Annotated in this window: 14 protein-coding genes and 1 tRNA gene; 6 read left to right on the top strand and 9 right to left on the bottom strand. The window is 70.8% G+C overall.

The genetic code is table 11. The features are described from left to right. Position 1 precedes the first annotated feature (1 nt). On the bottom strand, positions 2–637 hold the full coding sequence (locus E2170_RS11755) for a hypothetical protein (RefSeq protein ID WP_133000821.1): 636 nt from the start codon (positions 635–637) through the stop codon (positions 2–4). A gap of 133 nt (positions 638–770) precedes the next feature. Here E2170_RS11755 and E2170_RS11750 point away from each other — a divergent pair, with 133 nt between their 5' ends. The 6 genes from E2170_RS11750 (at position 771) to E2170_RS11725 (ending at position 8,246) form a co-directional block, all read left to right on the top strand. Beyond that, positions 771–1,250, top strand: a complete 480-nt coding sequence (locus E2170_RS11750) for an LEA/WHy family protein (RefSeq protein ID WP_133000820.1) — start codon at positions 771–773, stop codon at positions 1,248–1,250. 44 nt (positions 1,251–1,294) lie between these two features. Next, the gene (locus E2170_RS11745) at positions 1,295–3,085 is read left to right on the top strand and encodes an acyl-CoA dehydrogenase C-terminal domain-containing protein (RefSeq protein ID WP_133000819.1); all 1,791 of its coding nucleotides are present in this window, start codon (positions 1,295–1,297) and stop codon (positions 3,083–3,085) included. A 53-nt stretch (positions 3,086–3,138) separates the two neighbouring features. After that, positions 3,139–3,795, top strand: coding sequence for an HNH endonuclease (locus tag E2170_RS11740; protein WP_133000818.1), 657 nt, complete (start codon positions 3,139–3,141; stop codon positions 3,793–3,795). 161 nt (positions 3,796–3,956) lie between these two features. Beyond that, positions 3,957–5,090, top strand: a complete 1,134-nt coding sequence (locus tag E2170_RS11735) for a helix-turn-helix domain-containing protein (protein ID WP_133000817.1) — start codon at positions 3,957–3,959, stop codon at positions 5,088–5,090. 67 nt (positions 5,091–5,157) lie between these two features. Further along, positions 5,158–7,068 (top strand): 1-deoxy-D-xylulose-5-phosphate synthase, encoded by a 1,911-nt coding sequence (gene dxs, locus E2170_RS11730; RefSeq protein ID WP_133000816.1) that lies wholly within the window; start codon positions 5,158–5,160, stop codon positions 7,066–7,068. Positions 7,069–7,145: 77 nt separating this feature from the next. Beyond that, entirely contained in the window at positions 7,146–8,246 is a 1,101-nt protein-coding gene (locus E2170_RS11725) for a sensor domain-containing diguanylate cyclase (RefSeq protein ID WP_133000815.1), read from the top strand. Here the strand turns inward: E2170_RS11725 and E2170_RS11720 are convergent. From E2170_RS11720 to rpmI, 8 genes are all read right to left on the bottom strand, one after another. Continuing rightward, positions 8,225–9,286 (bottom strand): TraB/GumN family protein, encoded by a 1,062-nt coding sequence (locus E2170_RS11720; RefSeq protein WP_243708155.1) that lies wholly within the window; start codon positions 9,284–9,286, stop codon positions 8,225–8,227. The two genes, E2170_RS11725 and E2170_RS11720, sit on opposite strands and share 22 nt — an antisense overlap. A 133-nt stretch (positions 9,287–9,419) precedes the next feature. Continuing rightward, a tRNA-Pro gene (locus tag E2170_RS11715) sits at positions 9,420–9,496 on the bottom strand. A gap of 65 nt (positions 9,497–9,561) precedes the next feature. After that, a complete protein-coding gene (locus tag E2170_RS11710; protein WP_133000813.1) occupies positions 9,562–9,918 on the bottom strand; it encodes a MerR family transcriptional regulator in 357 nt (118 codons plus the stop codon). Beyond that, on the bottom strand, positions 9,911–10,213 hold the full coding sequence (locus E2170_RS11705) for an integration host factor subunit alpha (RefSeq protein WP_133000812.1): 303 nt from the start codon (positions 10,211–10,213) through the stop codon (positions 9,911–9,913). The genes E2170_RS11710 and E2170_RS11705 overlap by 8 nt, the downstream gene beginning before the upstream one ends. 13 nt (positions 10,214–10,226) lie before the next feature. After that, positions 10,227–12,602 carry a phenylalanine--tRNA ligase subunit beta gene (gene pheT, locus E2170_RS11700; protein WP_133000811.1) on the bottom strand — a complete coding sequence of 792 codons (2,376 nt, stop codon included), beginning with the start codon at positions 12,600–12,602 and terminating at the stop codon, positions 10,227–10,229. A gap of 43 nt (positions 12,603–12,645) precedes the next feature. Next, entirely contained in the window at positions 12,646–13,656 is a 1,011-nt protein-coding gene (gene pheS / locus E2170_RS11695) for a phenylalanine--tRNA ligase subunit alpha (protein WP_133000810.1), read from the bottom strand. Positions 13,657–13,795: 139 nt separating this feature from the next. Beyond that, positions 13,796–14,155 carry a 50S ribosomal protein L20 gene (gene rplT / locus E2170_RS11690; protein ID WP_133000809.1) on the bottom strand — a complete coding sequence of 120 codons (360 nt, stop codon included), beginning with the start codon at positions 14,153–14,155 and terminating at the stop codon, positions 13,796–13,798. 13 nt (positions 14,156–14,168) lie between these two features. Next, positions 14,169–14,366 (bottom strand): 50S ribosomal protein L35, encoded by a 198-nt coding sequence (gene rpmI / locus E2170_RS11685; protein ID WP_055249161.1) that lies wholly within the window; start codon positions 14,364–14,366, stop codon positions 14,169–14,171. Positions 14,367–14,461 lie beyond the last annotated feature (95 nt).

Genomic DNA, 14,461 nt, shown 5'->3' with positions numbered 1-14,461 from the left:
CTTATCCCTTCGCGCGGTTGGAGTAGATGCGGACTTCGGTCTTGCCGTCAGGCTTGGGCACGAACACCATCTGCGTCTGCGACAGCACGTTGCCGCCGGCGGCGGTGATGTAGAACAGGCCCCAGTCCTGGGCGTCGCCCATGCGGTCGAAGCTGCCCACGATGCGGCAGCTCGACTGCTTGCAGGCGATGTCGACATTGCTCGGGCGCAGGCCGGTGCCGGCCATGGTCTCGCCAGAAATGGTTTCGACCAGGATGTTCTCGGTCTCCGGCCCGGTCACCGGATCGGCGGCGTCGCTGGCGAACTGGGCTTCCAGCTCGCGAAGCTGGCGATCGCGCGCCGCCGCGATTTCCTCCGGCGTCTGCGGCTCACCGTGTCCATCGCCCAGGCTGCCGGCCGCGGCCCCCGCGTCGCCCATGGCGCCCGGCAGGCGCGCCGACGCCCGTGGACGCTGCGCCGCGGGCGCACTCTCCAGCGCGTCCAGCCGTTCATTCAGGCGTGCGAGCGCTTCGCCGTCCCCGGCGTCCTCGCTCTTCTGTCCCCAGAGCAGGTTCGCCGCCAGCACGACCACCGCGATCGCGGCGATCGTCCACGGGAGGCGCTCCCTGAATCCCTTTCCGTTGTGATCCGAGCTCATGGGTGTTGCGATCTCCGGCGTGCTGTCCAGCCAATTTAAACGCAAACCGCGCGCGCAAACTGCCAGGCATCGCACCATCCGCCACCGTATTGCGTGGTGCTATGCTCCAGCGCAGTCCAAACCGGAGGCTGCCATGGGTCGTCGATTCGCCGTCATCGCGGTGTCGCTGCTGGTGCTCCTTGCGGCGTCGTGTTCCACCGGTCCGGCGCGCCGGATCTCCGAGCCTGCGGCCAGCATCCAGCAGCTCGCGGTGCAGACCGACGGCAGCTGGTCGATCAGCCTGCGCCTGCAGAACTACAGCAGCATCCCGATGCGCTTCGACACCGTCGACCTGGCGCTCTCGGTCGATGGCCAGGCGGCCGGCACGCTGCGCGACGCCCCGGCGCTGGAGATCGGCCCCGAATCGGCCGACGTGATCGAAGTCCGGATGCAGCCCGAACCGGGCGCCCGCATGCTGCTGGCCGACGCGCTGGCCGGCGGCCGCGGCGTCGGCTACGAATTCGACGGCACGATCGACGCCATCCCGACCGATCGCGGCTCCAGCCGCAGCTACCCCGTCAAGCGCAAGAGCGCACTCAGCCCCACCCCCGGCCTTCCCGGCGTTCTGCGCTGAGCGCAGCCGCCCGACCGACCTTCCCGCAGAGGACCCCTCCAGGCATGAGCCAGTACACCGCCCCGCTGGACGACATCCGCTTCGTCCTTGACGAATTGCTCGACGCCCAGTCGCGGTTCGCGCGCCTCGGCCACGCCGACGCCACGCCCGACGTGGTCGACGCCGTGCTGGAGGAGGCCGCGCGCTTCGCTGGCAGCGTGCTGGCACCGCTCAACGCCGTCGGCGACCAGCAGGGCTGCCACCACGACCCGGCCACCGGCGACGTTTCCACGCCCGAGGGCTTCAAGACGGCCTATGCGCAATACGTCGAGGGCGGTTGGCCGGGCCTGACCGCCGCGCCGGAACACGGCGGCCAGGGCCTGCCACATCTGGTCGGCACCCTGGTCAGCGAGATGATCAACGGCGCCAACCTGGCCTGGGGCAACTTCCCCCTGCTGTCGCACGGCGCGGTGGAGGCGCTGCGCCAGCACGGCGAGGACTGGCAGCGCGAGGTTTTCCTCAAGCCGCTGATCGAGGGCCGATGGACCGGCACCATGTGCCTGACCGAGCCGCACTGCGGCACCGACCTGGGCCTGCTGCGCACCCGCGCCGAACCGCGCGACGACGGCAGCTACGCGATCGCCGGCACCAAGATCTTCATCACCGCCGGCGAGCACGACTTCACCGACAACATCCTGCACCTGGTGCTGGCCAAGCTGCCCGACGCGCCGCCCGGGGCCAAGGGCATCTCGCTGTTCCTCACGCCGAAGTTCAAGGTCGGCCGCGACGGCGTCGTCGGCGAACGCAACGCGGTGCGCTGCGGCTCGATCGAGCACAAGATGGGCATCAAGGGCTCGGCCACCTGCGTGATGAACTTCGACGGCGCCGAAGGCTGGCTGGTCGGCGAGAAGCACGGCGGCCTCAAGGCGATGTTCACCATGATGAACTCCGCGCGCCTGGGCGTCGGCCTGCAGGGCATCGGCCTGTCCGAGCGCGCGTACCAGAACGCGCTGCGCTATTCGCGCGAGCGCCTGCAGTCGCGCTCGCTGACCGGCCCCAAGCTGCCGGGGAAGCCCGCCGACCCGATCATCGTCCACCCGGACGTGCGCCGCATGCTGCTGTCGGTGAAGGCGCTGACCGAAGGCAGCCGCATGCTGGCGATGCACGCCGGCAGCCTGCTCGACGAAGCCGCCCACGCCGCCGATCCGGCCGAACGCGAGCGCGCCGAGACCCTGGTGAGCTTCCTCACTCCGATCTCCAAGGCCTGCCAGACCGAATGGAGCATCGAGAACACCTACAACGCCCTGCAGTGCTTCGGCGGCCACGGTTACATCGCCGAGCACGGCATGGAGCAGCTGGCGCGCGACGCGCGCATCACCACCCTGTACGAGGGCACCACCGGCATCCAGGCGATGGACCTGGCCGGACGCAAGACGGCCTCTTCGCAAGCGGCCGGGCTGAAGCTGTTCCTGGCCGAAGTGGAGGCGTTCTGCGCGGCGCATGCCGACCAGGCCGATGTCGCCGCCGACGTGGCGACCCTGCGCGAAAAGTGCGCCGAATGGAGCGCGCTGACCCGCGAGATGCTGCAGGCCGCCGCCAGCAACCCCGACGAACTGGGCGCGGCGGCCTGGGACTACCTGTTCTATTCCGGCTACGTGGTGCTCGCCTACTGGTGGCTGCGCGCCGCCGTCGCCGCGCGCGACTCGTCGCGGCCGGCCGCCTTCAGGGACGCCAAGCGCGAGACCGCGCGCTTCTATTTCGCCCGCATCCTGCCGCGCACCCTGGCCCATGCCAGCGCGATCCGGGCCGGCGCGGGTCCGCTGATGGACCTCGACGCGGACAGCTTCGGCAGCTGATCCGCGCCACGCCTACACAAGCTGTCACGGGAAGCGTATAAGCTGTTGTTCCCATGGAACCCGACAGAGCGCGGCTACGCCTTGTCAGCGGCATGGAACCCCCGGCCAAGGCGCCGGGTCGGCAGCCTGCCGGCACGGGGGTCCCGGCGCTGGGACGGGTACGCCTGCTGGCCCTGGATGCCCACGGCCGCGCCCTGGACTGGATGAGCTGGCAGGAAGCGACCTGTCTCTACGTGCGCGATGCCGTCGCCTGGACCCTTGGCGAACCCTGCCTGGCCGTCCGCGGCGGCACCAGCCGGGCGACCGGCGAGCGCAGCATCGTCGAACTCCATCCGATCGTCGCCGCCCGCGGCCGTGCCCATTCCCGCGCCCTGGACCCGACGCCGGCACTGACCAACACCGCCCTGTTCGCCCGCGACCAGCAGCTGTGCATGTACTGCGGGCATACCTACCCGCGCCAGCACCTCACCCGCGACCACGTGCATCCGGTGTCGCGCGGCGGCGCCGACATCTGGGAGAACGTGGTCACTGCCTGCTTCGCATGCAACTCGCGCAAGGGCGGGCGGACCCCGGCGCAGGCCTCGATGCCGTTGCTGGCGGTGCCCTACCGGCCCAGCTGGATCGAGCACCTGATCCTGTCCAACCGCAACATCCTGGCCGACCAGATGGCCTTCCTCTCCAGCCAGCTGCCAAAGCGCCGCAGGCAATGATCCCGGCAGCGCGCAGCCCGTCGCAGGGCAAGCGCGACGGGCGTCACCAATGGCACTTCGAAGTGACGTGCAGCAGCCGCAAGTGCCCGTCTGCGCGCGTTGACGCGACCGGCGGGCTCCGCAACACTCGGTGACTCCACCAGCATCCGGAACACCGCGCGATGTCGCTGACCCTCGGCCTGACCGGGATGGATCCCGCCACCGAAGCCGCCCTGAAGGCGGCGTTCCTCGAGGCCAACGCGCGGCTGGGCAACCGCTGGACGCTGGTATCCGACGGCGAGGCCGACCACGTCGTCGTCGACATGGACAGCATGTACGGTCCGATGAGCTGGCTGCGGCTGCACGCCGCGGGGCGCCAGGTGATCGGACTGACCTCGGCCCCGCGGACCCAGACCGATTTCCGGCTTGGCCGGCCCTTCGACACCGATCAGGTGATGACGCTGCTGGCCGATGTCGCACGCGGTGCGGGGGTCGAGCTTGAGGCCGGCAGTGGCACTCCGGAGCCGGCGCCGCCACAGACGTCCGCAACGAACACCGCGCCCCAGGTCCAGGCCAAGGCCGAACCGGAAGAAGCGGCAGCGCCCGCGCCAGCAGCAGCCACCCCGGAGCCCCCTCCGGTCGCTGCTGCTGCGCCGATTCCCGTACCGGTTGTCGCCGCGAAGCCCGACCCGGAGCCGTCGCCACCGGCTGCCGAGCCCGCCGCTGCTGCCGAGCCGGCACCCGCCCCGCCCACCGGACAGACCCTGGCCAACTGGCTGCAGTCCGGCGCCCTCACCGGCCGCGTCCGCTACCAGCGCGGCGACGCCCCGGCGCTGCTCATCGACGCCGATGCGGACAGCTGGCACGGGCCGACCGCGCTCAAGTCGCTGGCGTCCTGCTTCGAGCGCGCCGTCGAGCAGGCCGAACTCCTGCCGGTCGACGATGCCACCTGGTCCCGCGAGGCCGCGGGCGCGGCACAGCCCCTCGCACGCCTGCGCTGGCTTGGCGGCCTGCTGGCCGGCCAGGGCGAACTGCTGCCGGGCCTGGATCCCCACGGCCGCTTCCAGCTCAACAAGTGGCCGCAGACCGAGCGCGAATACCCGCGCCACTTCCGCATCGCCACCCAGATGATGAAGGGCCCGGCCACGGTGGCCGAGATCGCCGAGGCCAGCGGCGTGCCGGCCAGCGACGTCGCAGATTTCGTCAACGCCAACCTCGCCACCGGCTTCGCCGAGCCCTGGGTTGAGCCGCCGCCGTCGGCGGAAGAGCCAGCGAAATCGCGCGGCGGCCTGCTCGGCCGCCTGCGCAGCCGCTGAACAGGCCCCGCCGACGGGCGGGCCCGAACATGCGCCGCGGTACGTCGCCGCGTCTTACAATGCGTGGATGATCGACTCCACGCGCCATCCGCGCCTCGCGCGCATCGACAGCCCGGCCCGCCTGCGTGAATTCGACGAGGCGGAACTGCCCGCGATCGCCGACGAACTGCGCGCCTACCTCATCGAATCCGTTGGCAAGAGCGGTGGCCACTTCGGCGCCGGCCTGGGCGTGGTCGAACTGACCACCGCCCTGCACTACCTCTACGACACCCCGAACGACCGCATCGTCTGGGACGTCGGCCACCAGGCCTATCCGCACAAGATCCTGACCGGCCGCCGCGACAGCATCCACACCGTCAAGCAGAAGGACGGCGTGGCGCCGTTCCCCAAGCGCGAAGAGAGCGAGTACGACACCTTCGGCGTCGGCCACTCCAGCACCTCGATCTCGGCCGCGCTGGGCATGGCGATCGCCAACGCCCGCGCCGGCAACGACCGCCAGGTCGTGGCGGTGATCGGCGACGGCGCGATGACCGCGGGCATGGCCTACGAGGCGCTCAACCATGCCGGCGGCATGGAGCCCGAGCCCGACATCCTGGTGATCCTCAACGACAACCGGATGTCGATCAGCGAGAACGTCGGCGGCCTGACCAGGATGCTCGGCCGTGCCACCGGCAGCCACACCCTCAACGCCCTCCGCGAAGGTGGCAAGAAGCTGCTGGGCGACAAGAAGAACGCGCCCGCGCGCTTCGTGCGCCGCTGGGAAGAACACTGGAAGGGCATGTTCGTGCCCTCCACGCTGTTCGAGGAAATGGGCTTCCACTACACCGGCCCCATCGACGGCAACGACATCAAGGCGCTGGTCTCGGCGCTGAAGGTCGTGCGCGGCATGAAGGGCCCGCAGCTGCTGCACGTCATCACCACCAAGGGCAAGGGCTACGAGCGCGCCGAGGGCGACCAGATCGGCTACCACGCGGTCTCGCCCTTCGACCCCGACCTGGGTCTGGTGTCCAAGCCCGGCGCGATGAAGAAGCCGACCTACACCGACATCTTCGGCGACTGGCTGTGCGACATGGCCGCCGCGGACCCGAAGCTCATGGGCATCACTCCGGCGATGCGCGAAGGCTCCGGCCTGGTCCGCTTCTCGAAGGAATACCCGGAGCGCTATTTCGACGTCGCCATCGCCGAGCAGCACGCAGTGACGCTCGCCGCCGGCATGGCCTGCGAGGGCGCCAAGCCGGTGGTGGCGATCTACTCCACCTTCCTGCAGCGCGGCTACGACCAGCTGGTGCACGACGTCGCGATCCAGAAGCTCGACGTGCTGTTCGCGATCGACCGCGGCGGCGTGGTCGGCCCGGACGGCGCCACCCACGCCGGCAACCTCGACCTCAGCTTCCTGCGCTGCGTGCCGAACATGGTGGTGATGGCGCCGGCCGACGAGAACGAGTGCCGGCAGATGCTCTCCACCGGCTTCCGCTTCGAGGGCCCGGCCGCGGTGCGCTACCCGCGCGGCAGCGGCCCGGGGACCGCGATCGAAGCCTCGCTCGACGTGCTGCCGATCGGCAAGGCGCAGCTGCGCCGCCAGGGCGCACGCATCGCCCTGCTCGCCTTCGGCGCGACGGTGCCGGCGGCCGACGCCGTGGGCGCGGAGCTTGGCCTGACCGTGGTCAACATGCGCTTCATCAAGCCGCTGGACCGGGAGATGGTGCTGGAGCTCGCGCGCACGCACGAGGGTTTCGTGACCGTCGAGGACAACGTGGTAGCGGGCGGCGCCGGTTCCGGCGTGTCCGAGTTGCTGGCTGCCGAAGGCGTGCTGCTGCCGGTGCTGCACCTCGGCCTGCCCGACGCCTTCCAGCACCACGCCAGCCGCGAGGACCTGCTGGCCGAGGCCGGGATCGACGCCAACGGCATCCGCGCTTCGGTGCTGGGGCGCTGGTCCGGGCTGGCCCGGGCCGAGGCACCGCGCACCGCCGCGGGCTGAGGGGAACTGCCCCGCTCCGGTCCTATACTTGGGCGGGGGGACAGGGCCGGACACCGGCCCGTCACAGGGGTAGGGGCGTGGAAGCAGGCACACCGGGCGCGCCGCAAGCGCCGACCACCGTCTTCGCTTCGGCCCGTGCCCGCGAGGCGCTGCCGCTGCGCATCTACCGCTACCGCGTGCTCGGCATGGGCCTGGGCGCGCTGGCGATCGCGATGGTCCTGCTGGAACTCCAGGCCGGGCCGCTGCGCTGGGCCCTGGCCGCCATCACCGGCCTGGCGTGGCCGCACCTCGCCTACCAGCTCGCGAAGCGCAGCGCCGATCCCTTCATCGCCGAACAGCGCAACCTGCTGGTCGACTCCGCGATCGCCGCGGCCTGGGTGCCGCTGATGCACTTCAACCTGCTGCCCAGCGTCCTGCTGCTGGCGCTCTCGGCGGCCGACAAGATCAACACCGACATCCCCGGCCTGTTCCGGCGCACCCTCCCGATCTCGCTGCTGGCGCTGCTGCTCGGCGCCCTGGCCACCGGATTCGCCTTCGAGCCGGAGTCGAGCACCGCCGTGATCCTGGCCTGCCTGCCCATGCTGCTGATCCACACCGGCATGGTCAGCCTCGGCCGGCTGCAGCTGGTGCGCAAGATCCTGCAGAAGAACCAGGAGCTGGATCGCCTGGGGCGGATCGACCTGGTCACCGGCCTGTCGCACCGCGGCCACTGGGAGCGCGCGGCCGCGGCCGTGCTGCACGACGTCCACCAGCACTCGCAGGTCGCGACCCTGGTGCTGATCGACATGGACGGCTTCAAGCGGGTCAACGACCAGTACGGCCACCTCGCCGGCGACGCACTGTTGCGCGCCGCAGGGGCGGCGCTGCGCGGGGTGCTGCGCGAGGGCGACATCGCGGGGCGCTATGGCGGCGACGAGTTCGCAGTGGCCTGTCCGGCAACCACGCCAGCCCAGGCAATGGCGATGGCCGAGGCCTACCGCGCCGCGGTCGAGGACATCGTGCTGGCGCAGGCGCCGGGGCACGCGCACTCGGTGAGCATCGGCGTCGCGCCCGCGTGCGCGAACCACGCGCGCATCGAGGACTGGATCAACACCGCCGACACCGCCCTTTATGAAGCCAAGCACCGCGGGCGCAACCGCCTGGTGCTGGCGTCGGATCACGGGGCTTCGACGACGTAGCCCCGCGCGGTGAGTTTCTCGAGCATGCCGTCGTCACCGAGCAGCTGGTGCATCGGCAGGACCGCGAAGCTGCTGGCATGGTCCGCCAGCGCCTGCTCGACGTTGGCCAGCCACTGTTCGCCGGCGCGCTGCGGCAGATCGTCGATGCCCAGCCGCTTTGCCAGCGCGCTGCCGGTCAGGGCCTCCTGGCAGGCCTCGTAGTGGTTCTCGTAGGGCAGCGCGCGCAGGCCCTCGATGTCGCCCACCGCCCAGGCATTGGCGCGGGCGCGCATGTTGTCGAGGTCGGTCTCGATCCGGGCCATGGTGCCGGCGAAGCACTCGCGGTCGGCCAGATCACTTTCATTGAACTCCTTCAGGATGCCCTTCGGATCCTCGACCTTGAGCTCGATGCGGGTCTCGACCAGCGGCACGCCCGCGGCCTTGCGCGCCTTCGCCACCACCGGTGCGACCACGCCGCCCATGCGCAGGCCCGACTTCTTCAGCGCCGCCTCGTACAGTTCCTGCGCCGCCAGCAGCGGGCGTCGCTTCTCGACGCCGCGGTCACGACCCATGTAGCGCGCCTTGAGAACCTCCCAGCGCGCGTACAGCTCCGGCGACACCACCTCGCGCAACGGCCGCTTGCCGGGGTTGTTGCGCGCGCGCAGCATCGCCGGCAACAGGGCCATGCCGCGGAAGACGCCGATGTCCGCGCCAACCGCCACCGACGGCGGCGCGACCACCACCTGCGCACCTGCGATCACCGACTCGACCTCGGCCGACATCCACTCCATGCGGTGCGGCAGCGGCGACACCGTGCCGAGGATGTGCAGGACGTGGTCGCCGTGGATCACCTTCCACATGCCGGGGCCGGGCTGGGCGCCGGAGACGACCATGGTTTCGAGGTCGACGATGCCGTTGGCGGATGCGGCGGGGCGCGGATCGGGCGCCGCCTCGACCACGGCCCCGTCGACAGGTGCCGGCTCCGGCGCGGCCTGCAGCGCGGTCGCGGCAGTGGCCGCCAGTGCCATCGGCGCCGCCAGCGCCAACAGTGCGAAAACCATCCCTGCAGACCTCACGCGCATGCCTCACTCCCTGAGCTGGTGGTTCCATTGGAGCAGGCCGCGCGCGAATGGTTCCCGGCGACCTGCCCCGGAAAGCACGAAGCCCGCGCAAGGCGGGCTTCGGACAATAGGATGGTCGGGGTAGCCGGATTCGAACCGACGACCACTTGTCCCCCAGACAAGTGCGCTACCAGGCTGCGCTATACCCCGGTCGGAGAATTATAGCCGTCGCGGCGCCGTGATGGGAGCCGCCGGCAAGGAAACTTCAGTCGGGCTCAGCGCCTCAGCAGTTGCAGCACTTCCTCCAGCTCCATCCGCACCTGGCGGACGATCTGGCTGCTGAGCGCGGACTCCTGCCTGGCGTCCTCGCCCTCCAGGCGCAGGCGGGCGCCGCCGATGGTGTAGCCCTGCTCGTACAGCAGGCCGCGGATCTGGCGCACCATCAGCACGTCGTGGCGCTGGTAGTAGCGGCGGTTGCCGCGGCGCTTGACCGGGCTGAGGCTGGGGAATTCGGTCTCCCAGTAGCGCAGCACGTGCGGCTTGACGTCGCAGAGCTCGCTGACCTCGCCGATGGTGAAGTAGCGCTTGGCCGGGATCGGCGGGAGTTCGCGGTTGCTGCCGGGGTCAAGCATGGGCGGCTCCCGCGTAGGCTTCCACGCGCTCCTTGAGCTTCTGGCCCGGGCGGAAGGTGACCACGGTGCGGGCGGAGATCGGGATCTCCTCGCCGGTCTTGGGGTTGCGGCCGGGGCGCTGGTTCTTGCGGCGCAGGTCGAAGTTGCCGAAGCCCGAGAGCTTGACCTGGCGCCCACCCTGCAGGGCTTCGCGCAGCACGTCGAAGAAGGCGTCGACGAATTCCTTCGCCTCGCGCTTGTTCAGGCCGACTTCCACATACAGCCGCTCAGCCATTTCCGCCTTCGTCAACGCCATGCCGCCAGTCTCCTCATCCCCTGATCCGCGCTCCATGCGCGACCGCGACGGCGTCGGTGACCGAGGCCACCACCGCATCCACGTCGCGGTCGGTCAGCGTGCGCGAATCATCCTGCAGAATCAAGCCCATGGCCGCACTCTTGAATCCCGTTTCCACGCCCTTTCCGGCGTAGACGTCGAACAGTCGCAGGCTGCGCAGGGCCGGGCCTGCGGCCGCCGCGGCCGTGGCCTCGAGCTCGGCCCAGGCCACGCTGTCGGCGACGATGAATGCGAGGTCGCGGCGTACCGAGGGGAACTTCGACAGCGGCTTCGCCTTCGGCAGGCCGCGCGCGGTCAGGGCCGCGAGGTCCAGCTCGAAGGCCACGACGGGGTGGTCCAACCCCAGGGCCTGCTGCAGGCGCGGGTGCAGTTCGGCGATCGCGCCGACGACTTCGCCATCGCGCAGCACCTCGGCCGCGCGGCCGGGATGGGCCCAGGACGGCGCCGCCGGGCGGAAGGCCAGGCGGGCGCCCGACAGCGCGGCCAGGGCTTCAAGATCACCCTTGAGGTCGTGGAAATCAACGCGACGGGCGGCCGTTCCCCACTGCTCGGCGGCAGCCTCGCCGCGGGCGACCGCGGCGATGCGCGGGGTTTCGCGCGGGGCCTCGCCGGCCGCGGTGGCGCTGAACACCTTGCCCAGCTCGAACAGGCGCACGCGGCCCTGCTGGCGCGCGGCGTTGCGCGCCAGGGCGTCGACCAGACCGGGCAGCAGGCGCGGGCGCATCACGCCCAGTTCGGCGCTGAGCGGGTTGGCCAGCGGCACCAGGGCCTCGTCGGCCTGCCAGCGCTGCAGCAGCGCGGCGTCGACGAACGCGTAGTTGATGGCCTCGAGGTAGCCGCGGCCGGCCAGCGCGCGGCGCAGGTCGTGCTCGGGCACCTGGCCTTCGGACGGCGCGACCAGGCGGGTCGAGCCGCCGGGCAGCGTGGTCGGCACGGCGTCATAGCCGTGGATGCGGGCGATTTCCTCGACCAGGTCTTCCTCGATGGCGAGGTCGAAGCGGCGGGTCGGGGCGGTCACCGTCCAGCCATCGCTGCCGGCTTCGACGCCCAGGCCCAGCGCGCGCAGGATGCGCTCGACCTCGGCATCGGCGATCGCGACGCCGAGCACGCGGGCCAGGCGCGCGCGGCGCAGGGTGATGGTCGCGGGCTGCGGCAGCGCATCGGCGAGCACGGCCTCGGTGACCGGGCCCGGGGTGCCGCCGGCGATATCGAGGACCAGCTTTGTCGCGTATTCGATCGCGGTGCGCGGCAGTTCGGGGTCGACGCCGCGCTCGAAGCGGTGGCCGGCATCGGTGTGCAGGCCCAGGCGGCGGCCACGGCCGATGATCGCGGCCGGGGCGAAGTGCGCGGCCTCGAGGAACACGTTGCGGGTGGCATCGGTCACGCGGGTGTCGAAGCCGCCCATCAGGCCGGCGAGGCCGACCGGGCGGTCGGCGTCGGTGATGACCAGGAAGCCGTCGTCGAGCGCCGCCTCGCGGCCATCGAGCAGCTGCAGCGATTCACCGCCGCGCCCGCGGCGCACGCCGACCGGGCCCTTGAGCAGGTCGCGGTCATAGGCGTGCATCGGCTGGCCGAGTTCGAGCATCACGTACTGGGTCACGTCGACCAGCAGCGACACCGGGCGCACGCCGCTGCGGCGCAGGCGCTCGGCCATCCACAGCGGCGTGGCGCGGCCGGCATCGACGCCTTCGATGACGCGGCCGAGGTAGCGCGGCGCGTCGGCGCCGGCGTCCAGGCGCACCTCGACCGTCGCATCGGTGGCGGCCGGCACCGGCGCCGCGTCCAGCGCCGCCACCTCGCCGCCGCAGGCCGCGGCGACGTCGAAGGCGATGCCGCGGATGCCGAAGCAGTCGGCGCGGTTGGGCGTGAGCTTGAGTTCGAAGCTCGCGTCCGGAAGGCCCAGGTACTCCGCCAGCGGCGTGCCCGGCACCGCGTCGTCGGGCAGTTCGAGCAGGCCCGAGGCATCGGCATCGATGCCCAGCTCCTTCGCCGAGCACAGCATGCCGTTGGACTCGACGCCGCGCAGCTTCGCAGCCTTGATCGTGAGTTCGCCGACCGTGGTGCCGATGGTCGCCAGCGGCGCGACCAGGCCGGCGCGCGCGTTCGGCGCGCCGCAGACGATCTGCAGCATCGCGCCGTTGCCGGAATCGACCTGGCAGACCTGCAGGCGGTCGGCCTCCGGATGCTTTTCGGCCGACACGATGCGCGCGACCACCACGCCGTCCAGCGCCTCGCCCAGCGGCGTGACCTCTTCGACCTCGAGGCCGATGGCGGTCAGGGTCGCGGCCAGTTCGTCGCGCGTGGCTTCGGTGGGGACGTGCTGGCGCAGCCAGTTCTCTGAGAATTTCATCGCAACACCCGGATGCAGGAACGAGGGGCCCGACGCGCGGGCGTCAGGCGAACTGGCGCAGGAAGCGCAGGTCGTTGTCGAAGAAGCTGCGCAGGTCGTCGACGCCGTAGCGCAGCATCGCGAAGCGCTCCACGCCCAGGCCGAAGGCGAAGCCGGTGTAGCGCTCGGGATCGATGCCGACCGCGCGCAGCACGTTCGGATGCACCATGCCGCAGCCCAGCACCTCCAGCCAGCGCGTCGAGCCGTCGGGCTGTGCCCAGGCGATGTCGACCTCGGCCGAGGGCTCGGTGAAGGGGAAGTAGCTCGGGCGGAAGCGCATCTCGAAGTCGCGCTCGAAGAAGGCGCGCACGAACTCCGAGAGCGTGCCCTTGAGGTCGGCGAAGCTGGCGTGCTCGTCGACCAGCAGGCCCTCGCACTGGTGGAACATCGGCGTGTGGGTCTGGTCGGAGTCGCTGCGGTAGACCTTGCCCAGCGCGATCATGCGCAGCGGCGGCTGGCCGCCGGCCGCGAGCAGGTCCTGCATGTAGCGCACCTGCACGCCCGAGGTGTGGGTGCGCAGCAGGCGCCCGTCGGGGAAGTAGAAGGTGTCGTGCATGGCCCGCGCCGGGTGGTGCGGCGGGAAGTTCAGGGCCTCGAAGTTGTGCCAGTCGTCCTCGATCTCGGGGCCGTCGGCGAGCTCGTAGCCCAGGCGCCCGAAGATGTCGGCGATGCGCTCCATGGTGCGGCTGACCGGGTGCAGGCCGCCGACGTCGATGTTACGGCCCGGCAGGGTCACGTCGATGGTTTCCGAGGCCAGGCGGGCGTCGAGCGCGGCGGCGTCGAGCGCGGCCTTGCGTTCGGCCAGGGCGGCGCCGATGGCGTCGCGGGCCCGGTTGATCGCCTCGCCGGCGGCCTTGCGCTGGTCGCCGGGCAGCGCGCCCAGGGACTTGAGCTGGGCGGTGACGCTGCCGCTTTTGCCAAGCAGGGCCACGCGCAGCGCCTCGACGGCGTCGGGCGTGCCTGCGGCGGCGATGTCGGCGAGCGCCTGCCCGCGGATGGATTCGATATCGGTCATCGGGACACCGTCTGGAGGCCTTTCGGGGGCCAGAACGAAACATGGGGAAGGACTTGCGCCCTTCCCCATGCGTTTACCGCTTGGTCCATCCGTCCCGTGCCGGCTGCAGCATGCTGCACCTGGCGGACGGACGACAAACTTACGCTGCGAGCGCGCCCTTCGCCTTCTCGGCCAGCGCGGCAAAACCCGCCGCGTCGTGCACGGCGATGTCCGCCAGCACCTTGCGGTCAAGGGTGATGCCGGCCTTCATCAGGCCGTTCATGAAGCGGCTGTAGCTCATGCCGTTGATGCGGGCCGCCGCGTTGATGCGGGTGATCCACAGCGAACGGAAGTTGCGCTTCTTCTGCTTGCGGCCGATGTAGGCGTACTGCAGGGCCTTGGTGACGGCCTGCTTGGCAACGCGGAACACCTTGCGGCGGGCGTTGTAGTAACCCTTGGCCTGCTTCAGGACCTTCTTGTGACGACGGCGCGCCTGCACGCCACGCTTGACTCGTGCCATGGTTCAGTCCTCCTCAGAGATACGGCAGCATGCGGTCGAGGCGACCGGAGTCGCACGCCGGGATGTGGTTCGTCTGGCGGAGGTTGCGCTTACGCTTCGTCGCCTTCTTGGTCAGGATGTGGCTGCGGTTGGCGTGGCCAGCCTTGTACTTGCCGGAAGCGGTCTTCCGGAAGCGCTTGGCCGCGCCCCGATGCGTCTTGATCTTGGGCATTGCTGTGTCCTTGTCGGTACTTCGCTACTGGCCCGGGCGGTGGCCTGCGCCACGCTTTCCGTCCTGCCCTTGCCGGTCTGATGGCCGCGGGTCCC

Source organism: Luteimonas arsenica, assembly GCF_004352825.1.
GTDB classification, from domain to species: domain Bacteria; phylum Pseudomonadota; class Gammaproteobacteria; order Xanthomonadales; family Xanthomonadaceae; genus Luteimonas; species Luteimonas arsenica.
The sequence above is the reverse complement of the archived record's forward strand: the minus strand, read 5'-3'. Positions and strand labels throughout refer to the sequence as shown.